The sequence below is a fragment of the Hymenobacter yonginensis genome (assembly GCF_027625995.1).
GTDB lineage: Bacteria > Bacteroidota > Bacteroidia > Cytophagales > Hymenobacteraceae > Hymenobacter > Hymenobacter yonginensis.
In genome coordinates, this window is sequence record NZ_CP115396.1 from 2,663,325 (window position 1) to 2,685,675 (window position 22,351).

Below are 22,351 nucleotides of genomic sequence, written 5' to 3' on the forward strand. Positions count from 1 at the left end.
CAAGGAAAGTGTCTGCCACGAGAGGAAGGATTGCCACGGCCTTCGGCCTCGCAATGACAATCAACTCTACTCCGCCACCCCAGCATTCCAGTCCCGCGGGGCGGTGCCGGTGAACTGCTTGAAGATGCGGTTGAAGGTGGTTTTGGAGTTGAAGCCGCTTTCGAAGGCAATGCCGAGCAGCGTGAGACGCCGGGCGTCGGGGGTGGCGAGACGGCGCTTCACCTCGGCCACGCGGTAGCCGTTCACCAGGTCGTTGAAGCTCTGGCCGAAGCCGTTGTTGACCGTGAACGAAATCAGGCGCGCAGCCAGGCCGGTGTGCGCCGACAGCTCGGCCAGCGTGAGCGTGGGGTTGAGATAAAGCCGTTCCTGCTCCAGCGCCTGCCGAATGCGCGCCACCACGGCCGCATCCGCCACCGGCGCGGCCGTGGCCGTGGTAGCCGTGGCCTGGATGGCCGTGGTTTCGGGAGCGGCTTCTGCAACCAACGAGGCCGCCGGAGTTGCATCAGGTTGCAGCGGCAGCGTGGGAACGGCCAGCGGCGTAGAAACGGGCTGCAATTCCAAAGCCGCCAGCTCCTGCTCAGCCAGTTCCGGCTCGAAGCGGACGGCGCGCATATCGGCTTGGCGCAGCCCTACCACGCCCACCAGAAACACCACCACACCCAGCAGCTCGGTGGAGTAGTCGTAGGCGTAATACAACCCGAAAAACTCGCGCAGCACCACTTCCAGCAGCCATTGCGCACTCACCACGCCCACCAACACCAGCAGCACCCGCAGCCACTGCAGCCGTAGCTTCGACACCTCCGAGAAGTTGTCAGGCAGCCAGCGGCGGTACTGCTGCAGCAGCCGCAAACTCAGTCCCAGATACACCGTGAGCGAAACCCAGGTCCCAATAAACTCCACACGATAGGTGTATGGCTGGTGCACGGTTTCCCAGAACCACAGGCGCGTGCTGTACGGCTGCAGCCGCAGCCACCAGTACAGCCCCGCCTGCAGTAGCACCGGCCCAAAGTGCCACACGTGCCGCCGCTGCAGCCGAAAATCGTGGTTGACGAGGCTGCGCACGTAGAAGTATAGCAGCGGCCCGAAGGCAAACGAGTAGTAGATGGGCGCGAAGTACCAGTTGGCGTTTTGCCCGTAGATGTTAGCTTCGCGGAAGAAGCCGTCGAGCAGCCAGAGGGCAATGGCCAGCATGAGCAGGGCCAGAAAGCGGTTGGGCAGGCGGTTGGCCGGGGCCAGCCACAGCAGGCCGGCCGCAAACACAGCCTGCGCCACCACGGCCAGCAGCACGACCACCAAAGGCGTAAACGGTATCTGCATACGGGCAGGAAAAAAGACGGTAGTTGGGCCGGGTTGCCAAAATAGCCGTTTATTTCCACTGGCTTATGAAACAGAAGATTCGGGAATGGCTGCGCCGCTACCTGCCCGCCGAGGTGCTGTCGGTGGCAGCCACGCTGCTGGCGGCGGCCCTGGCTCTGCGCGCTACCGGCAACGGCCTGAGCGCGGCGCTGGCGGGCACCTGGGCCGGCAACGTGGCGTACTTTGGCTGGCTGCTGGGGCAGGATGTATGGCAGACGCGCCGCACGCTGCAGGCCAGCGGCCGGCCGTACCGCTGGCGCACGCTGGGCCAGAACGTGCGGGCGCTGGCCGTGGAGTTTGGCGTGGCCGAGGTGTTCGACAGCCTCCTGATTCGGCCGGCACTGCTCTACTACATGCCACGCTGGCTAGGCAGCTTCGGAACGGGCATCGTAGTGGCCAAGCTGCTGGCCGACGTCACGTTCTACATCCCGGCCATCATCAGCTACGAGCTTAGCAAGAAACGGCTGCGGCGGTTCGAGTAGGCGGCAGACACGGCTAAAGAACGTCATGCAGAGGCGCAGCCGAAGCATCTCGCTCGTGTAGTAATCAATAGTACCACAACATCAGCACGCGAGATGCTTCGGCTGCGCCTCTGCATGACGTACCTTTCCACCTTCTCCAAAACCCTCCTGTTTCCCGCCTATGTCTCTGCCCGTTCTCACGCTGCAGTCGTTTCCGCAGGGGCCGGGCCGGCGGCCGTGGTACTTGGAGCGGCTGGAACGGCACGTGGCCAACTTCCCCGGCGTCAGCCAGGCCCACGCCCACGACTTCTACCTGCTGCTCTACGTCACGCAGGGCCAGGGCACCCACACCATCGATTTGGTGAGCTACCCGCTGGCGCCGGGCAGCGTGTTTTTTATGACGCCGGGCCAGGTGCACCACTGGCAGCTTTCCGACGACGCGCAGGGCTACGTGGTGCTGTTTGAGGCCGACTTCTACCTGTTCCGCTACCCCGGCGAGCGGCTGTTTGAGTACCCCTTCTTCGACCACCGCCACGCCCCCGCCCTGCAGCTGCCAGCCCCCGAAACCGAGCTACTGCCGCTGCTGCAGCGCATGTGGCAGGAGGCCGCCGACCCCGCTCCGCATCAGGACGAGGTAGTGCGCTCCTACCTCCACCTGTGCCTGGAGCTGGCCGCCCGCCACTACCCACCAGATACGCCCGAGAACCCACCCGCCGACGAGCCCCGCCACGCCCAGCAGCTGCTCCGGCAGTTTGGGAGCCTGCTCAACCAGCACTTCCGGCAGCAGCGCGAGGTGCAGCACTATGCCGATTTGCTGCACGTGTCGCCGAACCACCTCAACGCGCTGTGCCGGCGCCATTTGGGCAAAACCGCCAGCGCCCTGGTGCAGGAGCGGGTGCTGCTGGAGGCGCGCCGCCTGCTCCACCACACCCCCGCCACCGTGGCCCAGGTAGCCGACGCGCTGGGCTTCGAGGACGCCTCCTACTTTGGGCGCTACTTCCGCCGCCACACCGGCCGCACGCCCGAGGCCTTCCGCCAGCCGGCCTGAAGATGCAAGTCAGGTGGCGTTGATTTGTACCGGATCTGCCCGCAGATGGGCCTTCCCGGGCGCGGCTGCGTAGAGTAGCTTTGTATCCATATCTGCTCCGGTTGCCATGTCCACTCCTGCCACTCCTCCTGCCACGCCCAACACCGACCACGACTCCACGCTGCTGGCCATGGTGCAGCAGCGCTGCCCCCGCTGCCACCAGGGCCCGCTGTTCACGCATCCGGCCCTCAGCACCAAGTTCATGAGTATGCCCGCCCAATGTCCGGTCTGCAGCCAGGCCTACGAGCCCGAGCCGGGCTTCTACTGGGGCGCCATGTACATCAGCTTCGTGTTTTCGACGGGCATCATGCTGGTGATTGGCTTCGCAGTGTACTTCCTGCTCAACGACCCCGATACGTGGGTGTACATTGTCTGCGTGGCGGTGGTGTCGCTGCTGTTCACGCCGCTGTCGTTGCGCTACTCGCGCACGCTGATGCTGTACCTGTTCGGCGGCATCCAATACCGCCCCGACCGGGCCCACACCAACGCCCGCTAAACCGGCCATTTCCGGCGGAGCATGTTGAAAAGTGGTACTTTTCGGCATGCTCCGTTTTTTTACCCCTGGCCTGCTGGTGCTGAGTTTGCTGGCCGGCTGCCAACCCAAGCAACCCGTCCTCGACCTCACGCCCAACGTCTGCGCGCCCGACGCCCCGGCCGCCTACACCGTCCGCCACCCCGCCTGGGCTGATTCGGCCAGCATCTACGAGGTCAATATCCGGCAGTACACGCCGGAGGGCACGTTTCGGGCCTTTGAAAAGCACCTGCCGCGCCTGGATAGCATGGGCGTGGGCATATTGTGGCTGATGCCGGTGCAGCCCATCGGGCAGCAAAACCGCAAGGGCACGCTCGGCAGCCAGTATTCCATCCGGGATTATCGGGCCGTCAACCCCGAATTCGGGACCATGGACGACCTGCGCCACCTCACCGAGGCCGCCCACAAGCGCGGCATGCACGTGATTCTGGACTGGGTGGCCAACCACACCAGCTGGGACAGTGAGCTGGCGCAACAGCACCCCGACTGGTTCACGAAAGATGACCGCGGCCAGTTCGTGCCGCCCGTATCCGACTGGCAGGACGTTATCGACCTCGACTACAGCAAGCCGGAGCTGCGCGGTTACATGCAGCAAAGCATGGCGTTCTGGCTGCGCGAAGCCGGTTTCGACGGTTTCCGCTGCGACGTGGCCGGCCTCGTGCCCACCGACTTCTGGAACCAGACCCGGCCGCTGCTGGAGCAGGTGAAGCCCGTGTTTATGCTGGCCGAGTGGGATGAGCTGCACGCCCCGCCCTTCCTTGAAAAAGGCGAATTCAGCCCAAACACTAAGCTGCTGGAAAAGGCCTTCGATGCCACCTACGGCCTGCGCCTGCGCTACCTGCTCGACAGCATCAGCCGCCGGCAGCAGCCCACCGCCGCCCTCGATAAGTACTTCCAGGCAGAGCGCGCCAAATACCCGGCCAGCAGCTACCTGATGTACTTCACCAGCAGCCACGACATCAACAGCTGGGACGGCACCGAGTACGAGCGGCTAGGCCAGACCGCCCAGGCCCAGGCCGTCCTCACGGCCCTGCTGCCCGGCATTCCGATGGTGTATTCGGGCCAGGAAGCCGCTCTGAAAAAGCGCCTGCGCTTCTTCGATAAGGACACGATTCCGTGGAACGGCTACCCGCTCCAGGACTTCTATACCCGGCTGCTGCAGCTGAAAAAGCGCCATCCCGCCCTGCGCAACGGCGACCCGTGCAGTGAGTTTGAACGCGTAGAAAACAGCAGCCCCGAAGTCTACAGCTTCATCCGCCGCCGGGGCGAGGCCGCCGTGCTGACCGCCGTGAACCTGGGCCGCCAGCCCCACGAGGTGCGCCCCACTACGCTGGGACCGGGCATCTACCGGGAGCTGTTCAGTGGGCAGGTGCTCAAGCTGGGCTCCGGCTCGAAGCTGCTGGTGCCCGCCCACGGATACCGCGTGTATGAGCGCCTCCCCGACCTGCCCCGCAACGGCCTCTGGTAATATGGAAACTCCCCTCCTGACTGCCCAATATGCGCTGGTGCAAAGCAGCCGCGCCGTCCTGCTCGACCACTGCGCCACCTTCGCCCCCACCGACTTCACGGCGCCGGTGCCGGCCTTCAACCACAGCAGCCTCCGCGACCTGCTGGTGCACGTGGCCAACTGCTATCGGCACTGGCTGGGCATCATCGGCCTAGGCCAGCCCCTCGTCTATTCCGACCCGGCCACCCTGCCCGACGTGGACGCTGTGCGCCGGCTTTTCCAACAGATTGATGCCCTGATGGCCGACTTCCTCGCGCAGCCTGCGCCACACTGGCAAACCCCACGCTCCTACCACGCCCCCAACCGCCCGGAGCCGCTGGTTCTCACGCCTCTGGCACTGTTCACCCACACGCTCACTCACGAATTCCACCACAAAGGCCAACTGCTGAGCATGGCCCGCCACCTCGGCTACACGCCTATTGATACCGATGTTATCCGAACCTGATGCCCACCCGGCCGCTTTTGGCGGGCTAATGGGTTGGAGCACACTGACGTTGTTTCAAGCGACTGTTCTCGCGGAAACCAGCCCGACGGCTCCAAGAGGCCGCCGGGCTGGAGTAGACGCCTTATTAATCGTTAGCATCCCTAAGGGTCCGAGGGTTAGGTGCCCCAAAGTCCTCCTTTTCCGTACACGGCCTTCCACCACTGCCGTAGCCCGTGCCCGATTCCGCCGTTCATCCCGATGCCCACTTATTCCAGGTTCGTCACCCGGAGTGGGCCGCCAATGCCACTATCTACGAAGTCAACCTGCGCAATTTCACGCCCGAAGGCACTTTTCGGGCCTTTGCCGAGCACCTGCCGCGGCTGGCGGCCATGGGCATCAGTATCGTGTGGCTGATGCCGATTCACCCGATTGGGGCCGTGGAGCGCAAGGGCACGCTGGGCAGCCAGTACGCCGTACAGGACTATTTCGGGGTGAACCCGGAGTTCGGCACCCTCGATGATCTGCGCTACCTCGTGCAGACGGCCCACGCCCTGGGCCTACGCGTGCTACTCGACTGGGTGGCCAACCACACCAGTTGGGACAACCCACTGGTGCAGCAGCACCCCGACTGGTACCAGCACGACGAATATGGCCGCCTCGTGCCGCCCGTGCCCGACTGGACCGACGTAGTAGCCTTCGACTACACCCAGCCCGGCCTGCGTCGCTACATGACCGACGCCCTGCTCTACTGGCTGCGCGAGGCCGACATCGACGGCTACCGCTGCGACGTGGCCGGCCTTGTGCCCACCGATTTCTGGGACGAGGCGCGCCTGGAGCTGGACGAGGTGAAGCCCCTGTTTATGCTGGCCGAGTGGGACGAACTCTATCCCAGCGGCGGCCTCACCTGGGAGCAGTTCAACTCCGACACCAAGTTGCTGGAGCGGGCCTTCAACATGACCTTCGGCCTGCGCCTGCACTACCTGCTCGACCACATTGCCGAAGGCAAAGCCCCGCTGGCCGACATCGACGTTTACCTGGCTGCCGAGCGGGCCAAATATCCGCCCTCAGTGTACCTGATGCACTTCACCAGCAACCACGACGTGAACAGCTGGGACGGCACCGAGTACGAGCGACTGGGGCCGCTGGCCCTGCCGTTTGCGGTGCTCACGGTGCTGCTGCCCGGCATGCCGCTGCTCTACACCGGCCAAGAAGCCGCCCTCAACCGCCGCCTGCTGTTCTTCGACCGCGACACCATCGACTGGACCGAGCTGCCGCTGGAAAGCTTTTACACCAAACTGCTGCAACTCAAGCGCCGCCACCCGGCCCTGCGCAACGGCGACGTGCTCAGCCGCCTGCGCCGCCTCCCCGGCCCCGCCAGCCTCTATGGCTTCCTGCGCGAAAAAGACGGCGCGGCCGTGCTCTGCGTCATCAATATCTCCGAAGAGCCCACGCCGCTCCAGTTCCCCGCCGAGGCCGCCGGTACGTGGCTGGACGTATTCAGCCAGGTACAGCTGACGCTGGAAGAAGGCGCCACGCTGACCGTGCAGGCCCACGGCTGGCGCGTGCTGGAACGGATGTAGCGCCGTAGAGACGCAATATTTTGCGTCTCGTCGTTGAACGACCGATATCGAACGGCCGGAAGCACACTAGGTATTGCGAACTGACCAGCATCAGCAACGACGAGACGCAAAATATTGCGTCTCCATGGCCCTACTTACGCAATACCTGGCCGCTGCGGGCGCCGGTGTGGCGGCCGTCGCGCACGGTCAGGCGGCCGTTTACCAGCACGTATTTCATGCCCTCCGAATACTGATGCGGCTGCTCGAAGGTGGAGCGGTCCTGCACGGTGGCGGGGTCGAACACCACGATATCGGCCACGAAACCGGGGCGCAGCAGGCCGCGGTCCGCAAAGCCGAAGGTTTGGGCGGGCAGGCTGGTCATGCGCCGGATGGCTTCTTCCAGGGTCAGCACGTGCAGCTCGCGCACGTAGCGGCCCAGCACGCGGGCGTTGGAGCCGTAGCCGCGCGGGTGCGGCACGCCCTCCTGCCACACCCGGATGCTGGCGTCGGAGGCCACCATGTTCTGCGGGTAGCGCATAATGTTCTGCACGTCGGTTTCACTCATGCCGTGGAACACCATGCCGGCGTCGTGCTGCAATACTAGGTCCAGCACGGTGGCGGCTTCAGCGCGGGCGTTGTGCGGGCTGCCACGCCGCTGGTTTATCTGCTCGATGCTGAGGCCGTTGTAGCTGGTGTCGGGCGGGAAGCTGGCCACCACGGCGTAGCTGAAGTGCTTGAGCTGGCGACGTTTCAGGCGCTCCAGCAAGCTGGCTTCCACGGTGCGGCGCACGGCCGGCCGGGCCAGACGGGCGCGCAGCGAGTCGCGGCCGTCGGCCTGCACGGCATCGGGCAGCAGGGTGCTGAGGCTGGTGGAGCTGGCCGTGTACGGGTACTGGTCGATGGTGACGGCCTGGCCGCTTTGCCGCGCGGTTTCGATGAGGCTAAGCAGGTTTTCGGTGCGGCCCCAGTTCTGCTGCCCGCCCAGCTTGAGGTGCGAAATCTGCACCGGCAGACTGGCCTCACGACCGATGCGCAGGGCCTCCTCAATGGAAAAGGTCACACTGTCGGTTTCGTTGCGCATGTGGGTGGCGTAGAGGCCGCCGGCCCGGCCCGCCACCCGCGCCAGCCGCACCAGCTCCGGCGTGCGCGAGTACGTGCCGGGCACGTAAATCAGCCCCGACGACAAGCCCACTGCCCCGGCCCGCATGGCGCTGTCTACCAAGGCCTCCATGCGCAGCAACTCCGCCTCCGACGGCGCCCGCCGCGCCCGGCCCATCACGGCCTTGCGCACCGTGCCGTGCCCGATCAGCGAGGCCACGTTCACGGATAGCCGGGCGCTGTCGAGCGAGTGAAAGTAGCGGCGCAGGTCGGGCCGGGAGGAGCCGCAGTTCCCGGTTACCACGGTCGTTACGCCGTCATAAAGGAAGTTGTCGGCGGTGGGCTGGCGCATTTCGTCGTCTTCGATGTGGGTGTGCACGTCGATGAAGCCGGGGGCCACGGCCAGGCCGCGGGCGTCGAGCACGGTATCGGCGGGGTAGCTGGCCGGCAGGCGGCCCACGGCCACGATGCGGCCGTGGCGCACGGCCACGTCGGCCTGCATCCAGGTGTTGCCGGTGCCGTCGTAGAGGCGGCCGTTGCGGATGAGGAAGTCGGCTTTAGGCGGCGTTTGGGCCAGCGTGGTGTGAGCAAGCAGCAGAAGCAGAAAGGCGAGGCGCATACGGCGAATGTAGCCCGAACCATTGGCTTCGCGTAGGTGTAACGGCACAACCGGCAAAGCGCTGCCCCTGCCGGACTGATATCAGCTTTCAAAATAACATAACCGGACTACAAACGCCGGGCCATTGGGCGATTATGAATAGCATTGCAACGAAGCGGCAGAGATGCTTCGGCAAGTTCATTCTCCCATTCCCCGTCACCCCATAACCCCATAACCCCATCACCCCATCACCTGTCACGATTCACCCCATCACCCCATCACCCCATCACCTAAAAATATGCAACACCGTGAACTGGGCCGCTCCGGCCTGCAGCTCGCCCCGCTCGTGCTGGGCGGCAACGTGTTTGGCTGGACAGCCGACGAAGCCGCGTCCTTCCGCGTGCTCGACGCCTTTGTGGCCGGCGGCGGCAACGCCATCGACACGGCCAATATGTACTCGGCCTGGGTGCCCGGCCACCAGGGCGGCGAGTCGGAAACCGTTATCGGAAAGTGGCTGCAGCAGCGCGGCCGCCGCGACGACGTGCTCATCTGCACGAAGGTGGGCATGCAGATGGGCGACGGCTCGAAGGGCCTGGCCAAAGACTACATCCGCCGCTCGGTGGAAGCCTCCCTGCAGCGCCTGAAAACCGACTACATCGACCTGTACCAGAGCCACCAGGACGACGAAACGCTGCCCGTCACGGAGCCGCTGGAAGCCTACGCCGACCTCATCAAAGAAGGTAAGGTGCGCGCCATCGGGGCCAGCAACTTCTCGGCCAGCCGCCTGCGCGAGGCCTTGGAGGCCAGCACCCAGCACAACCTGCCCCGCTACGAAAGCCTGCAGCCCGAATACAACCTCTACGAGCGCGCCAAGCTGGAAACCGACGTGCTGCCACTCTGCCAGGAGCACGGCTTGGGCGTGATTCCGTACTTCGGGCTGGCCTCGGGCTTCCTTACGGGCAAGTACCGCACCGACGCCGACCTCGCCAAGAGCGTCCGCGGCAGCAGCATCGGCCCCAAATACCTCAACGACCGGGGCCGCGGCATCCTGGCCGCCCTCGACGCCGTGGTGGCCCGCCACGCTGGCGCCACGCCCGCCCAGGTGGCGCTGGCTTGGATTATGGCCCGCCCCGGCCTCACGGCCCCCATTGCCAGCGCCACTACCGCCGAACAGGTGCAGGAGTTGCTCGGCGCCACGGCCCTTCACCTGAGCGAGGAGGACATGCGCGCTCTGAACGAGGCCAGCGCGTAGTCCAGTGAGTGGTTGGAACTGCGGGGCCGACAGTAGCGCGAACTACAAAGTTCGCGCTACAGCCGACAACGGCAGCGCCCCTAATGCAGCCTTTCCACTTCGGTCAACGGCCTGCTGCCTCTCTGGAGGCGGTGGGCCGTTTTGCTGGCGGGGTTTCTGAACAGGTGGCCGGCTGCCGCCGGGAAGTGGGCTAGGGCCAGCAGTCAGTTTTTTGCAGTGGTAGCGTAGGATTGCCTATTTTTCCCCCGCTTATTCTTTCCACTGCTGTTTTCGCACCTATCGGCACCCTCTCTCCCCGGTTTTTCTATGGCTGCTCCCATCACCTCCTCCTTCCCTACCCCCACCGACACGCCACCCGGCCAGCAGGCCCCGCGCTATACCTCGGCGCTGGCCTCGCTCACGGTGCTGTTTTTCATGATGGGGTTTATTACCTGTCTGAACGACATTCTGATTCCGTATCTGAAGGCCATTTTCAGCCTCTCCTACACCCAGGCCAACTTTATTAACCTCTGCTTTTTCGGCGCTTACTTCGTGATGGGCATTCCGGCCGGTAAGGCCGTGGAGCGCCTGGGCTACAAGGGCGGCATGCTGCTGGGCTTTCTGGTAGCGGCCCTGGGCGCCTTTCTGTTTTATCCGGCCGCCGAAAGCCGCTCCTACGGTCTATTTCTGGGCGCGCTGTTCGTACTGGCTACGGGCGTGGTGCTGCTGCAGGTAGCCGGCAACCCCTACGTAGCCATTCTGGGCCCAGCCAAGTCGGCCCCGGCCCGCCTCACGCTCACGCAGGCCTTCAACTCGCTGGGTACCACAGTGGCCCCGCTGCTGGGCTCGGCCCTGATCCTGTCGAACCTGCCCGACCTAAATACGGCTACGTCGGCCGCCGCCATTGATGTGCGCGCCGTGCAGGTGCCCTACCTGGCCATCGGCGGCGTCCTGATCCTGATCAGCATCCTGCTGGGCATGCTGAAGCTGCCAGTTATCTCACACGCCCAGACCGAAGACGTACCCGGCCGCCACGCCTGGCACTACCGCCATCTGGTGCTGGGCATGGTGGGCATTTTCGCCTACGTAGGCGGCGAAGTGGCCATCGGCTCGCACATCGTGAGCTACCTGCACTTGCCCGACGTAATGAACCTGGCTCCAAAAGTAGCCGGCGACAAAGTAGCCTATTACTGGGGCGGCGCCATGGTAGGCCGTTTCCTGGGCGCGTATTTGCTCAACAAGTTCAACCCCGGCCGCCTGCTGGCCTTCAACGCGCTGGGCGCCGTGCTGCTGGTGCTGATTTCGGTAAGCACCACCGGCGAAGTGGCCATGTGGAGTTTGCTGGCTGTGGGTCTAATGAACTCCATCATGTTTGCCACCATCTTCACGCTGGCCGTGGCCGGCCTGGGCCGCCACACCGAGGAGGCCTCGGGCCTGCTGAACGTGGCCATTGTGGGCGGCGCCGTGGTGCCACTGCTGTTTGGTTTGGTGGCCGATGCCAGCACCCTGCGGTGGGCCTTCATCCTGCCCGTACTGTGCTACGCCTACATTCTGTGGTACGGCATCTCAGGCCACAAAACCACAGAAGCGTAAGAGCTTCGGTTTTTTCAGTAAAACACTCCGGGTTGGCGGCTTTTCAGGCAGCCGGCCCGGAGTGTTTGCGTATTTGGGTACGATTGAACTTTAGAGTCGGCACTTTCTGCATCCGACCAGGCAGGCCTGCCTTATATGCCATCCATCATGCTTCTACGCCGCTTTTCTCCTCTCCTGATTCCGAGCCTGCTGCTGGCTTTGCTGACCTTGCCAGCCCGGGCTGCCGTGCGGCTGCCGCGGCTGGTGGGCTCGCACATGGTGCTGCAGCGCAATGTGCCGCTGCCGCTCTGGGGCTGGGCCGAGCCGGGCGAAGTGGTGCGCGTAGCGTTCCGGGCAGCGCAGGCCCATGCCACCGCCGGCCCCGACGGCCGCTGGCAGCTCACGCTGCCGGCCCAGGCCCCCGGCGGGCCGTTCGAGCTGACGGTGCAGGCCTCCAACACCCTGCGCCTCACCGATGTGCTGGTCGGCGACGTGTGGCTGGCCTCGGGGCAGTCGAATATGGAGTGGACGCTGCTCCGCGCCGCCAACGGCCCCGCCGAAACCGCCGCCGCCCGCTTCCCCAACCTGCGGCTGTTTGCGGTGCCCAACCGCCCCGAGCTGCGCCCCCAGGCCGAGCTGGCCGGTGGCGAGTGGCAGCCCTGCACCCCGGAGTCGGCCGCGGAGTTTTCGGCCGTGGCCTACTACTTCGGGCGCGACCTGCTGCGGCGCTACAACGTGCCGGTGGGGCTGATTGCGGCCGACTGGGGCGGTACCGTGGCCGAAGCCTGGGTTAGCGCCGAAGCGTTGCAGCAGCTGCCCGATTTCCGGGCATCGGTGGCGGCGCTGCAGCAACAGAGCAGCTCGTTTGCCGAGCAGGAAGCTGCCTACGCCGCGCGCCTCAACGCCTGGCAGCAAAGCCCCGCCGGCCAGGACCAGGGCCTGCTGCCGGGCCGCCCGTCGTGGGCCGACCCAGCCCTTTCCACCACCGACTGGCCCACGATGCCGCTGCCGGGCTACTGGGAAAATCTGGTGCCGGCCCTGCACGACCTCGACGGTATTGTGTGGCTGCGCCGCGACCTGACGCTGCCCGCCACGGCCGCCGGCCAGCCGCTCACGCTCACCCTGGCCAAAGTCGATGACCAGGATAGTACTTTCTTTAACGGCGTCGCCATCGGAGGCACGCGCGGCTACGACCAGCTGCGGCGCTACACAGTGCCGGCCGAGCTGGTACGGGCCGGCCGCAACGTAGTGGCCGTGCGCGTTACCGACAACGGCGGCGGGGGCGGCCTCTGGGGTCAGCCTGCGGATATGTCGGCCGTGGTGGGCGGCCTCACGGTGCCGCTGGCCGGCGCCTGGCACTACCGCCTGGCCCAGGACCCCGCCACCCGCCCACCCAACCCGCTGGCCGGCGGCCCCAACAACGCGCCCACGGCCCTCTTCAACGGTATGATTGCGCCGCTGCTGCCCTACGCGCTGAAAGGCATCATCTGGTACCAGGGCGAAAGCAACGCCGACCGCGCCACCCAATACCGCACGCTATTCCCGGCCCTGATTCAGGACTGGCGCCAGCGCTGGCAGCAGCCGGCCCTGCCGTTTCTGTTCGTGCAGCTGGCCGCCTACCAGCCCGACCCGCCGGAGCCTGCCACTTCTGCCTGGGCCGAACTGCGCGAGGCTCAGCGCTACGTGAGCCGCACGGTGCCGCGCACAGCCATGGCCGTCGCCTTGGATCTGGGCAACGTCAACGACATTCACCCGCTCAATAAGTTGGACGTAGGCCGCCGCCTGGCGCTGGCCGCCCGCCGCCTGGCCTACGGCGAAACCACGCTGGTGGCCTCGGGCCCCACCGTGGCGGGCGTCACGCCGGGCCGCGGCAGCCTCACGGTGCGCTTCGATAACGTCGGCGGCGGCCTAGTGCTGAAGCCAGCCGCGGTGGCCGGGGCCGGACGCAGCAGCTTCGCCATAGCCGGGCCCGACCGGCGGTTTGTGTGGGCTACCGCCGAAGTGCAGGGCAGCGCCCTCGTGTTGCGGGCAGCCGGCGTGCCAAATCCGGTGGCCGTGCGCTATGCCTGGGGTAATAGTCGCTCGGCCACGCTTTACAACAAGCAGGGTCTGCCGGCCCCGCCGTTCCGCGCCGGGGAGTAAGGCCGATTCAGCGGAAAATATAGGCCCGGGGACACGACGACCACAAGGCGCGTCGGCTGCGCTACCCACCACCGTAGCGCCTTGTGGCCGCTGTGGCGGGGCCCAAACATCCCGGCGGGCCGGGGGTTAGCAGCAGACTCCTTCCGAAAAACCGGCCGGTTTTCCGGCCCCGAGGCCTTTAATTCCGGCATTTCTCTGGCAACTTGCCGCTTTTACGTCCTGTTCGACTGCATGATTATCCGCCCGGCCACCCGCTCCGACCTGCACGCTGTGTACCGCCTCTGGTGCGAGCTGATGGACGCGCACGCCCCCTACCACCCCGTGTTCGGGTACCACCGCCGGGCCGAGGTGGAGCTGAAGCAGGTGCTGCTGGGCCGCCTGCGCGAGCCCCAAACGCGGTTTTTCGTGGCCGAAGCGCCCGACGGGTTGGCCGGCCTACTTATTGCCCTCTACCAGCCCGGCAACCCCGCCCTGCACTACAAGCGGCGCGGCTATATCGCCGAAACCATGGTGCGCCCGCCCTTCCGGCGGCTGGGCATCGGGCGGGAGCTGTTTCTGGCGGCCCGCGAGTGGCTGCAGCAGCAGGGCGCCGACCATCTGGAACTGCAGGTAGCCGTGCCCAACGAGGGCGGCCAGCGGTTCTGGGCGGCCATGGGCTTCGCACCAACCACCTACCACCTCATGCTGCCCCTACAGCCCCCGCCCGGCCCCCACGACTGGCCCGAATAGCCGCGCCGGCCCAACTACCGGGCCGGGCCTTGCGTTAGACCGGTTGCGTGCCCCGGCCCGATGGCACCCCCATCGGGCCGGGGTGCCGATACGCTATCCGCTTTTATCCGGCCCCGCTGCCTTCTGCCCATGCCCCTGTTTGCCGCCGATATCCAGCCCTTCGACTGGAACCGTATTCTGCTTTCCGACGAAGCTCCGCCGCTGTTCCTGCTGGAAGTGGTGGTGCGCTGCGTGCTGACTTATCTGATGATTATCGGGGCGCTACGCGTAACCGGCCGGCGCGGGGTGCGGCAGCTGTCCATCTTCGAGCTGAGCATCATCCTGGCCCTGGGCTCGGCCGCCGGCGACGCCATGCTCTACCACGATACGCCGCTACTGCACGCGGCCGTAGTGTTTGTGGTCATTTCCGGACTGTATCTGCTGTTCAACCGCCTCACCGAGCGGTTTCCGAAGTTTTCCGACTGGCTGGAAGGAGCACCCGTGCTGCTGGTGGAGGATGGCGAAATCAACCTACCCAACTTCACCAAGCAAAACCTCACCCAGAAGGAGCTGTTTGGGGAGCTGCGGCTGCGCCAGGTGGAGCACCTGGGCCAGGTGCGCCGCGCCTACATCGAGGCCACCGGCGAGGTCAGCATCTATTTCTTTGCCGATGAGGACGTGCGCCCCGGCCTACCCATCTGGCCTGAGCGCAAAACCGACAAGCGCCACCGCGTGGAGCAGGCCGGCCAGCACGCCTGCGCCTGCTGCGCCCATATCCAGACGCTGGCCAAAGGCGAGCTGGCCCGCTGCACCAGCTGCCACCAGGACCAGTGGATTCCGGCCTGCGACGCCAAGCGCATTGCGTAAGCGGCCAGATTATTTTTCTGTGTAGTTGTACGGCACGTAGTTTTCCCACTGCCAGGGCGTAGCTGTGTCACCAAGCAACTGCATTAGCAGCGGCCGGAATAGTTTGTCGGCATTGGAACTGTTGCCCATCAGGAGCAGCGCTTTTTTCTGCTGTGGAAACACCACGCTGTGGTTTTCCCAGCCGTCATCGTGGCCTTCCTTGAAATAGGCTGGTCCGTATGCAGTCTGAAAAACACCCCACCCCAGCCCATAGGCCAGCTGAATGGTGCGGTTGCTGTCCGGGGCGGCCACCGTAGCCAGCGGCCCAAACTGCGCCCGGAAAGGAATTAGGACTTGGGGGCGGATCATTTCGGCCAACGCGGCGGGCGGCAGTACCCGGCCCTGCATAAGAGCGGCTAGAAACGCGGCGTAGTCGGCGGGGGTAGTTTCGAGCGAACCGGCGGCCTGGGCTTTGGCGCGGCGGCGCTTTTCCAACGGTTGGCCCTGTTCGTCGTAGCCCAGCGCATAGTTGGCCTCGAAGGCAGGCTGCCACACGTAGCTGGTGCGTGCGAGGCCCAACGGCTTCCATAACCGTTCTTCACTGAGCTGCAGCAGGCTTTTGCCAGCAATGGTTTCCACCGCTACTTGCAGTAGTTGCAGGCCCTCGCCGGAGTAGCCGTAGCGGGCCCCGGGCTCGAATTTAAACCGCAGCTTTTTGTCGGGCTCAATCCAGCGCCAGTTGGGCAGGCCGGTGGTGTGGCTGAGGGCCATGCGGGCCGTTAGTTTGCGCCATCTCTCATCACCAGCCAGATCCTGCCAGCCAGGTAGCTCCGGAATCGGCCGGCCCACATACTCGTGCAACGGCTTGTCGAGGTCGAGCTGGCCGGCCTGCACCAACTGCATAACCAAGCAAGCAAATACGGCTTTGCTCAAAGACGCCCCATACATAGCCGTATAGGGCTCCATCGGAGCTTTTTCAGCAGCGTTGCGGTAGCCAAATGTGCGCAGATAGCGTACCTGGTTGTTTTCCAGTAGGGCCACCGCCAGCCCCGTTACCCGGGCCGAATCCAGGAGTTTCTGCACGGTGCGGTCCATATCGGCGGGGCGGAGCGTGCGGCCGTCGAGGGTGTGAAACGGCCGGGCCGGTTGCGCCGCCAAAGGCTGGGTTGCCGCCAGAACTCCCGCAAGGAGGAAAAGTGCTTTCATGCTGCCCAAACTGATTGATTACCAAACGAAGAAAAGATTTTCCATCAATATTGCCCTACTGAACGTTCCGCACTTCATGATCCCCTTACTTCACATCCACCACATTGCCATTATCAGCGCCGACTACGCCCGCTCCAAACGGTTTTACACCGAGGTGCTGGGGCTGCGCGTCCTGCGGGAGGTGTACCGCGAGGCCCGGCAGTCGTGGAAGCTGGACCTGGCTTTGGGCGAGCAGTACGTCATCGAGCTGTTTTCCTTCCCCGAGCCGCCGCCCCGCCCTACCCGGCCCGAGGCCGCCGGCCTGCGCCACTTGGCCTTTGCCGTGTCGGACATTGAAGCCACCGTGCGCCACCTCACCACCCACGGCGTGGCCTCGGAACCCATCCGGACGGACGAGTTTACGGGCCGGCGCTTCACCTTTATTGAGGACCCCGACGGCCTGCCGCTGGAGTTTTACGAGGTCTGAACCGGGCCGCGGTGGGTTGGGAAATCGTAGAATGGGCTGGGGCCGACTTGTGCGCTATTGCCCGCCGCCCCCTACCTTGCCCCCATGATACCCGACAACCCCGCACCACTCCCCTACCTCATCATTGATTTCGACAGTACGTTTACCCAGGTGGAAGGCCTCGACGAGCTGGCCGACATTGCCCTCACCGGCCAGCCCAACCGGGCGGAAGTAGTAGCCGCCATCCGCGCCCTCACCGACCGGGGCATGAGCGGGGAGCTGAAGTTTTCGGAGTCGCTGCGGCAGCGACTGGCTTTGCTGCCGGCCCAGCGCGAGCATATCGGGCTGCTGGTGGAGCGGCTGAAGGGCAAGGTGTCGGAGAGCATCCGCCGCAACCGGGGCTTCTTCGAGCAGTTTCCGGGCCGGGTGTACATCGTGAGCAGCGGCTTCCGCGAGTTCATTGAGCCGGTGGTGGCCGAGTTCGGCATCGACGCCGACCACGTGCTGGCCAACACCTTCACCTTCGACGCCGAGGGCCGCATTACGGGCTTCGACGCCACCAACCCGCTCAGCCAGGACGGCGGCAAAATCCTGCAGTTGCGCCAGCTTGATTTGCACGGCCCCGTGTACGCCCTCGGCGACGGCTACACCGACTACCAGATCCGGGAAGCCGGCTTGGCCGACCGCTTCTACGCCTTCACCGAAAACGTGACCCGCGACGCCGTGGTGGCCCGCGCCGATGAAGTGCTGCCCTCCTTCGACGAATTTCTCTACCAGAACAAGCTCCCGATGACCCTTTCGTATCCCAAGAACCGCATCAAAGTCCTGCTCCTCGAAAACCCCGACCCGCGCGCCGCCGAGCTGTTCCGCCAGGAAGGCTACCAGGTGGAAAGCGTGCCCGGCGGCCTCGACGAGGACGAAATGGCCGCCCGCATCGAGGGCGTGAGCATCCTGGGCATCCGGAGCAAAACCCAGGTGACACCGCGGGTGCTGGAGGCCGCCAACCGCCTCATTGCGGTGGGCGCGTTCTGCATCGGCACCAACCAGATTGACCTCACCGGCTGCATGAAAAAAGGCATTGCCGTGTTCAACGCCCCGTTCAGCAACACCCGCTCGGTGGTGGAGCTGGCCCTGGGCGAAATCATCATGCTGGCCCGCCGCATCCCCGAGAAAAACCCCAAGATGCACCGCGGCGAGTGGGATAAGTCGGCCGGGGGCTCGTTTGAGGTGCGTGGCAAGAAGCTGGGCATCGTGGGCTACGGCAACATCGGCTCGCAGCTGTCGGTGGTGGCCGAGGCCATCGGCCTGCAGGTGCTCTACTACGACGTGGCCGAAAAGCTGCAGCTGGGCAACGCCGTGAAGTGCCGCACCCTCGACGAGCTGCTGCAGCAGGCCGACATCGTGACCCTGCACGTGGACGGCCGCCGGGAAAACACCAACCTCATCGGGGCACGCGAGCTGGCCCTGATGAAGCCCGGCGCGCTGCTGCTCAACAATGCACGCGGCCACGTGGTGGACGTGCCGGCCCTGGCCGCCGTGCTCCGCTCAGGCCACCTGGGCGGGGCCGCCGTGGATGTGTTTCCCTACGAGCCCAAAACCAACCAGGAAGCCTTCGAGAGCGAGCTGCGGGGCCTGCCCAACGTACTGCTCACGCCCCACATCGGGGGCAGCACCGCCGAGGCCCAGCGCAACATCGCCGAGTTTGTACCCGAGCGGATTATGCAGTACGTGAACACCGGCAACACCCAGCAGAGCGTCAACTTCCCCAACATTCAGCTGCCCGAGCAGCAGGCCCACCGCCTCATCCACATTCACCACAACGTGCCCGGCGTGCTGGCCCGCATCAACAACGTGCTGGCCCAGCACCACGTCAACATCCTGGGCCAGTACCTGAAAACCAACGAGCACATCGGCTACGTCATCACCGACATCGACAAGCAGTACGCCCCCGAAGTCATCCAGGCCCTGCGCGACGTGGAGCATACCATCAAGTTCCGGGTGCTGTATTAAAAAGTGTGGGGTCGTTCGATATTAGTAGCGAGTAATCAATACTCAATCCTTCTGGCTGAAAAAACGCCAAACGGCCGCTCCGAAGCTCGGAGCGGCCGTTTGGCGTTTGAGAAAGTACTGCTATTGCCGCACTACACGTTGCGTGGTGCTCTTGGTAGCCGTGGTGAGCTGCAGCAGATACAGGCCGCTTTTCAGCTCCGGCAGGGCCGGCAGCAATTGCGGGCTTGCCGACAGCAGCAGCTTGGCCGAGTATACCGTGGCCCCGGTCAGCGTGGTCAGTGTTACCTGCGTGGGCTGCGGCTCAGTGCCGGCCGGCAGGGCCACGTACAGCTCCTGGCTGAATGGGTTCGGCGATGCCGTACCAACTGCCTGCGTGCTGCCCGAGCGGCGCACCACCACCACCGGCGAAACAGTAACGGTACCGTCCAGGTCCTGCTGCTGCAGGCGGTAGTAGCTGGTAGTCAGGCTCCGGGCCTCAGCTGAAGCATCCTCGTACTGGTAGCTGCGCGTCGCCGTGCTGTTGCCGGCGGCTGGCAACTGGGCTACCGGCTGGAAGGTGCGGCCGTCGGCCGAGCGCTCCAGCGTGAAGTTGTCGCTGTTCACTTCCTGCGCCGTGCTCCAGCGCAGCAGCGCACCTTCGGCCGTGGCCTGGCCGCCAAAGGATTTCAGCACGACGGGTAGCGGGGCCGTGATGGTGGGGCTGGTGGCGGAGGTGCTCTGCTCATAGCGGAACACAGAGCCATTAGCGTTGCCGATAAACAAATCCAGCAGGCCGTCGCCGTCCAGGTCCGTGACGGCGGGGGCCGCGTAGCCGTTCACATTGCTGGGATTGGTACCGGAGTTGCCCATATTAATAACCGTGGCATCCGTGCCGGCCGTGCTCAGGTCGCGCACAAAGGTGAACGTGGCGCGGTTCACGGCGGTCTGCGTGTACAGCTTCACGGCACCGGCCAGCGTGCCTACCACCAGGTCCAGCTTGCCGTCGCCGTCGTAGTCGGTCACCAGCGGCTTGCTCACGCTGCCCGCATCCAGCGGGGTGCCGTCGCCGAGCTTGATGCTGCCCAGGTCGGTGAAGCCCGCCGTGGTATTGGCGCGGAGCGTGTTCTGCTCGTAGCGCCGGATGGTGCCGTCGTTGGCGCCCACCAGAATGTCAATCCGGCCGTCGCCGTCGAAGTCCGTGATGGTGGGCCGGGCATAGGAGCCGGCGTTGGCGCTGGCCGTGCCCGCGGTTGTCACCACGCCATAAGGATTAGGGAACAGCGTGGACCCCGCGTCGAAGGTGAGAGCCCCGGCGCCGGTGCGTGCGGTCTGCTCATAAATCTGCACTTTCCCCAGCTCCTCGCCTACCAGAATTTCCTGCAGGCCGTCGCTGTCCAGGTCCGTGACGGTAGGCTTGGCGAAGTTCCCCACGTCGATAGTACCACTAGGGGAAAGGGTGAGCAGGGTGCCGGTGGTGCTGAACGCGCCGTTTGCGGCCGTCTGCTCATACACTATCATAGTGCCGTTACCCTGCCCGACCAGCAGCTCCAGCCGGCCGTCGGCGTCTAGGTCGCAGACTACGGGCGTGGAAAAGTTGCCGGTAGCAGTCGTGCCAGTTGTCGAAGGAGTAGCCTGGGGGTAGTTCTGCGACGACGACGTGCGCGTGATGCCCAGCTTGGTGGCGCTGACGGCCGTGCCGGCAGCCGTGGTGATGGCGAAGCTGCCCGAGCCGGCGGCAATCGGCACCACGAAGGTCAGGCTGGAGGCCGGCAGCAGCAGGCTGGACGTAGCCGACACCCGCTGGCCGTTCAGTTGCACGGCCGTAAACCCGTTCAGGTTGGTGCCGGTGACGGTCACGGTAGAACCGGGGGCCGCCGTAGCGGGCGTGAAACTGGTGATGGTGGGGGCCTGGGCCTGGGCCGCGGCCGGCAAGCCGAGCGTGGCTAGGGTCAGCAGTGAGCAACCAGAGAGTAAAGCGAAGCGCATAGGAGCAGGAAAAGAAGAGCGAAATCAGAGCAAAGCCGCCGTTACACTATGGTCGGCTGGTGTCTCATTGTGACAAAGCTATTCCCACTATGAGCCTCCGCCCGAATGGTTTCGCCCAACGCAGCTGTTTTGCAGTTGAACGCTATTCTTTTTCCGTACCAACCATGCGGGTGTCAGGCAGACATTCCCATTCTGGGTTTATTCTTATAGCCAGCACGCCCGGGCCGCATCTAGGCCGCGCACTGGCCTTTCCACATCCTGGCAACTGTTTCTATCTTAGCCCGCGCAACGTTATTTTCTTACCACATCCATGTATCGTATTCCCCTGTTATTGGCGCTGCTGCTGGGCGGCGGCGCCCTCGCCCGGGCGCAGGCCCAGGCACCCGCCACGTTCGTGCTCAAAGGCCAGCTGGGCCCGCTTAGCGGTCCGGCCAAGGTATTCTTGCGGCGCGAAGGACCCTACCAAGGCGCCATCACCGATTCGGCCATCGTGAAAAACGGCGCCTTCCAGCTACGGGGCACCCTGCTGCTGCCCTCCCGCGGCCGGCTGGTGCTGGTGCAGCAGGGCAAGCGCCGGCGCCTGCTCACCGGCCAGGCCGACAACTGCCTCTTCTACCTGGAAAAAGGCCAGATCAGCTTCACCAGCCCCGACTCGCTGGGCAACGCGACTATCGCAGGCGGGCCGCTCAACACCGATTTCCAGCAGCTGTAGCGGCAAATTCGGCCGCTGCGGGCTCCGCTGGACGCTTTGCTGCGCGAGTATTACGCCACACCGCCCGAGAAGCGTCAGGCGTCCGGCATTGTGCAGCGGCTGGATGCGCAGCAGAAAACCACCGAGCCGGCCATACAGGCGCTGCAGGTCAGCTTCATCAAAACGCACCCCGGCAGTCTTGTCAGCCTCGACGCGGTGGAGGAAATCGGTGGCCCCATCCCGAGCTACACCGTGGTGGCCCCACTGTTTGCCGGCCTCGACGAGGCCCTGAAAGCCACGGCGCAGGGCCAGGCCTACGGCGAGCAGGTAGCGGCCCTGAAGCGGGTGGCGGTGGGCGCCGCCGCCCCCGACTTCAGCCTACCTACACCTGAAGGTAAGCTCGTGACGCTGGCCGAATACCGTGGCAAATACGTGCTGGTGGACTTCTGGGCCAGCTGGTGCGGCCCCTGCCGCCGCGACAACCCCAATCTGATTCAGTATTACAACCAGTTCAAAGCCCGCAACTTCGAGGTGGTGGGCATCTCGCTGGACGAGGTCCGCGGCCGCGCTTCTTGGCTGAAGGCCGTGCTGGACGACCACCTGCCCTGGCAGCAGCTCTGGACGCCGGGCGGCTGGCAGCAGGGCGTGGCCCCGCTCTACAACGTGCGGGCCATCCCGCAAAACTTCCTCCTCGACCCAAACGGCACCATTGTGGCCACCAACCTACACGGCGAAGAGCTGCGCGCGACACTGGCCCGCCTGCTGCCGGTCGCGCCGTAGCTAACCCAAGTGGCGGACGATATGGCGGCCATTGGCAAGGGCTCCGGTCCGGCGGCTCTTTAGCCGTCGGACCGGTCTTCGTTGGCGCATCGGGCACGTGTTGCCAGCCTCGGCCGCCTCGTGCACCCCGCTA

19 protein-coding genes are annotated in these 22,351 nt (G+C 65.0%); 15 read left to right on the forward strand and 4 right to left on the reverse strand.

Annotation, left to right across the window (positions count from 1 at the left end; all coding sequences use genetic code 11):
- Nucleotides 1-66: 66 nt before the first annotated feature.
- Nucleotides 67-1,317, reverse strand: a complete 1,251-nt coding sequence (locus O9Z63_RS11550) for a helix-turn-helix domain-containing protein (RefSeq protein WP_270125375.1) — start codon at nucleotides 1,315-1,317, stop codon at nucleotides 67-69.
- A gap of 65 nt (nucleotides 1,318-1,382) precedes the next feature.
- Between O9Z63_RS11550 and O9Z63_RS11555 the strand changes: the two genes are divergently transcribed.
- From O9Z63_RS11555 to O9Z63_RS11580, 6 genes are all read left to right on the forward strand, one after another.
- Nucleotides 1,383-1,838: a hypothetical protein gene (locus tag O9Z63_RS11555; protein WP_270125376.1), complete on the forward strand. Its 456-nt coding sequence runs from the start codon at nucleotides 1,383-1,385 to the stop codon at nucleotides 1,836-1,838.
- A gap of 160 nt (nucleotides 1,839-1,998) precedes the next feature.
- On the forward strand, nucleotides 1,999-2,865 hold the full coding sequence (locus O9Z63_RS11560; protein ID WP_270125377.1) for a helix-turn-helix transcriptional regulator: 867 nt from the start codon (nucleotides 1,999-2,001) through the stop codon (nucleotides 2,863-2,865).
- A gap of 106 nt (nucleotides 2,866-2,971) precedes the next feature.
- Nucleotides 2,972-3,400: a DUF983 domain-containing protein gene (locus O9Z63_RS11565; RefSeq protein ID WP_270125379.1), complete on the forward strand. Its 429-nt coding sequence runs from the start codon at nucleotides 2,972-2,974 to the stop codon at nucleotides 3,398-3,400.
- A 46-nt stretch (nucleotides 3,401-3,446) separates the two neighbouring features.
- Complete coding sequence (locus O9Z63_RS11570; protein ID WP_270125380.1) at nucleotides 3,447-4,904, forward strand: alpha-amylase family glycosyl hydrolase; 1,458 nt, start codon at nucleotides 3,447-3,449, stop codon at nucleotides 4,902-4,904.
- Between the two features lies 1 nt (nucleotide 4,905).
- Nucleotides 4,906-5,388, forward strand: a complete 483-nt coding sequence (locus O9Z63_RS11575) for a DinB family protein (RefSeq protein WP_270125381.1) — start codon at nucleotides 4,906-4,908, stop codon at nucleotides 5,386-5,388.
- A 212-nt stretch (nucleotides 5,389-5,600) separates the two neighbouring features.
- Nucleotides 5,601-6,947, forward strand: a complete 1,347-nt coding sequence (locus O9Z63_RS11580) for an alpha-amylase family glycosyl hydrolase (protein ID WP_270125382.1) — start codon at nucleotides 5,601-5,603, stop codon at nucleotides 6,945-6,947.
- Nucleotides 6,948-7,077: 130 nt separating this feature from the next.
- Here O9Z63_RS11580 and O9Z63_RS11585 read toward each other — a convergent pair whose 3' ends face one another.
- A complete protein-coding gene (locus tag O9Z63_RS11585) occupies nucleotides 7,078-8,643 on the reverse strand; it encodes an N-acyl-D-amino-acid deacylase family protein (RefSeq protein WP_270125383.1) in 1,566 nt (521 codons plus the stop codon).
- 277 nt (nucleotides 8,644-8,920) lie between these two features.
- On the opposite strand from O9Z63_RS11585, the gene O9Z63_RS11590 reads away from it, so the two are divergent.
- The 5 genes from O9Z63_RS11590 to O9Z63_RS11610 all read left to right on the forward strand — a co-directional run bounded on the left by O9Z63_RS11590 (nucleotide 8,921) and on the right by O9Z63_RS11610 (nucleotide 15,142).
- Nucleotides 8,921-9,874 carry an aldo/keto reductase gene (locus tag O9Z63_RS11590; protein WP_270125384.1) on the forward strand — a complete coding sequence of 318 codons (954 nt, stop codon included), beginning with the start codon at nucleotides 8,921-8,923 and terminating at the stop codon, nucleotides 9,872-9,874.
- A 306-nt stretch (nucleotides 9,875-10,180) separates the two neighbouring features.
- Nucleotides 10,181-11,446 (forward strand): sugar MFS transporter, encoded by a 1,266-nt coding sequence (locus O9Z63_RS11595; RefSeq protein WP_270125385.1) that lies wholly within the window; start codon nucleotides 10,181-10,183, stop codon nucleotides 11,444-11,446.
- Nucleotides 11,447-11,593: 147 nt separating this feature from the next.
- Nucleotides 11,594-13,567, forward strand: coding sequence for a sialate O-acetylesterase (locus O9Z63_RS11600; RefSeq protein ID WP_270125386.1), 1,974 nt, complete (start codon nucleotides 11,594-11,596; stop codon nucleotides 13,565-13,567).
- 231 nt (nucleotides 13,568-13,798) lie between these two features.
- The gene (locus tag O9Z63_RS11605; protein ID WP_270125387.1) at nucleotides 13,799-14,296 is read left to right on the forward strand and encodes a GNAT family N-acetyltransferase; all 498 of its coding nucleotides are present in this window, start codon (nucleotides 13,799-13,801) and stop codon (nucleotides 14,294-14,296) included.
- Nucleotides 14,297-14,425: 129 nt separating this feature from the next.
- Nucleotides 14,426-15,142, forward strand: a complete 717-nt coding sequence (locus O9Z63_RS11610; protein WP_270125388.1) for a DUF421 domain-containing protein — start codon at nucleotides 14,426-14,428, stop codon at nucleotides 15,140-15,142.
- A gap of 9 nt (nucleotides 15,143-15,151) precedes the next feature.
- Here the strand turns inward: O9Z63_RS11610 and O9Z63_RS11615 are convergent, their stop codons facing one another.
- The gene (locus O9Z63_RS11615) at nucleotides 15,152-16,327 is read right to left on the reverse strand and encodes a serine hydrolase domain-containing protein (RefSeq protein ID WP_270125389.1); all 1,176 of its coding nucleotides are present in this window, start codon (nucleotides 16,325-16,327) and stop codon (nucleotides 15,152-15,154) included.
- A gap of 76 nt (nucleotides 16,328-16,403) precedes the next feature.
- Here O9Z63_RS11615 and gloA2 point away from each other — a divergent pair, with 76 nt between their 5' ends.
- Both gloA2 and serA read left to right on the forward strand, forming a co-directional pair.
- Nucleotides 16,404-16,793 carry an SMU1112c/YaeR family gloxylase I-like metalloprotein gene (gene gloA2 / locus O9Z63_RS11620; RefSeq protein ID WP_270125390.1) on the forward strand — a complete coding sequence of 130 codons (390 nt, stop codon included), beginning with the start codon at nucleotides 16,404-16,406 and terminating at the stop codon, nucleotides 16,791-16,793.
- A gap of 84 nt (nucleotides 16,794-16,877) precedes the next feature.
- The gene (gene serA / locus O9Z63_RS11625; RefSeq protein ID WP_270125391.1) at nucleotides 16,878-18,782 is read left to right on the forward strand and encodes a phosphoglycerate dehydrogenase; all 1,905 of its coding nucleotides are present in this window, start codon (nucleotides 16,878-16,880) and stop codon (nucleotides 18,780-18,782) included.
- Between the two features lie 120 nt (nucleotides 18,783-18,902).
- On the opposite strand, the gene O9Z63_RS11630 is transcribed toward serA, so the two are convergent.
- Nucleotides 18,903-20,747 carry an FG-GAP-like repeat-containing protein gene (locus tag O9Z63_RS11630; RefSeq protein WP_270125392.1) on the reverse strand — a complete coding sequence of 615 codons (1,845 nt, stop codon included), beginning with the start codon at nucleotides 20,745-20,747 and terminating at the stop codon, nucleotides 18,903-18,905.
- A 310-nt stretch (nucleotides 20,748-21,057) separates the two neighbouring features.
- On the opposite strand from O9Z63_RS11630, the gene O9Z63_RS11635 reads away from it, so the two are divergent.
- Nucleotides 21,058-21,459: a DUF4369 domain-containing protein gene (locus tag O9Z63_RS11635; protein ID WP_270125393.1), complete on the forward strand. Its 402-nt coding sequence runs from the start codon at nucleotides 21,058-21,060 to the stop codon at nucleotides 21,457-21,459.
- Nucleotides 21,460-21,495: 36 nt separating this feature from the next.
- A complete protein-coding gene (locus tag O9Z63_RS11640) occupies nucleotides 21,496-22,218 on the forward strand; it encodes a peroxiredoxin family protein (protein ID WP_270125394.1) in 723 nt (240 codons plus the stop codon).
- Nucleotides 22,219-22,351: the final 133 nt, after the last annotated feature.

What these genes read in the sequence shown, in the direction of transcription:
- O9Z63_RS11600 (WP_270125386.1), top strand. Translation starts at nt 11,594, where the DNA reads ATGCTTCTACGCCGCTTTTCTCCTCTCCTGATTCCGAGCCTGCTGCTG.
- O9Z63_RS11560 (WP_270125377.1), top strand. Translation starts at nt 1,999, where the DNA reads ATGTCTCTGCCCGTTCTCACGCTGCAGTCGTTTCCGCAGGGGCCGGGC.
- O9Z63_RS11585 (WP_270125383.1), bottom strand. Translation starts at nt 8,643, where the DNA reads ATGCGCCTCGCCTTTCTGCTTCTGCTGCTTGCTCACACCACGCTGGCC.
- O9Z63_RS11615 (WP_270125389.1), bottom strand. Translation starts at nt 16,327, where the DNA reads ATGAAAGCACTTTTCCTCCTTGCGGGAGTTCTGGCGGCAACCCAGCCT.
- O9Z63_RS11595 (WP_270125385.1), top strand. Translation starts at nt 10,181, where the DNA reads ATGGCTGCTCCCATCACCTCCTCCTTCCCTACCCCCACCGACACGCCA.
- O9Z63_RS11635 (WP_270125393.1), top strand. Translation starts at nt 21,058, where the DNA reads ATGTATCGTATTCCCCTGTTATTGGCGCTGCTGCTGGGCGGCGGCGCC.
- O9Z63_RS11605 (WP_270125387.1), top strand. Translation starts at nt 13,799, where the DNA reads ATGATTATCCGCCCGGCCACCCGCTCCGACCTGCACGCTGTGTACCGC.
- O9Z63_RS11570 (WP_270125380.1), top strand. Translation starts at nt 3,447, where the DNA reads ATGCTCCGTTTTTTTACCCCTGGCCTGCTGGTGCTGAGTTTGCTGGCC.
- O9Z63_RS11550 (WP_270125375.1), bottom strand. Translation starts at nt 1,317, where the DNA reads ATGCAGATACCGTTTACGCCTTTGGTGGTCGTGCTGCTGGCCGTGGTG.
- O9Z63_RS11590 (WP_270125384.1), top strand. Translation starts at nt 8,921, where the DNA reads ATGCAACACCGTGAACTGGGCCGCTCCGGCCTGCAGCTCGCCCCGCTC.
- serA (WP_270125391.1), top strand. Translation starts at nt 16,878, where the DNA reads ATGATACCCGACAACCCCGCACCACTCCCCTACCTCATCATTGATTTC.
- O9Z63_RS11555 (WP_270125376.1), top strand. Translation starts at nt 1,383, where the DNA reads ATGAAACAGAAGATTCGGGAATGGCTGCGCCGCTACCTGCCCGCCGAG.
- O9Z63_RS11630 (WP_270125392.1), bottom strand. Translation starts at nt 20,747, where the DNA reads ATGCGCTTCGCTTTACTCTCTGGTTGCTCACTGCTGACCCTAGCCACG.
- O9Z63_RS11610 (WP_270125388.1), top strand. Translation starts at nt 14,426, where the DNA reads ATGCCCCTGTTTGCCGCCGATATCCAGCCCTTCGACTGGAACCGTATT.
- gloA2 (WP_270125390.1), top strand. Translation starts at nt 16,404, where the DNA reads ATGATCCCCTTACTTCACATCCACCACATTGCCATTATCAGCGCCGAC.
- O9Z63_RS11565 (WP_270125379.1), top strand. Translation starts at nt 2,972, where the DNA reads ATGTCCACTCCTGCCACTCCTCCTGCCACGCCCAACACCGACCACGAC.
- O9Z63_RS11575 (WP_270125381.1), top strand. Translation starts at nt 4,906, where the DNA reads ATGGAAACTCCCCTCCTGACTGCCCAATATGCGCTGGTGCAAAGCAGC.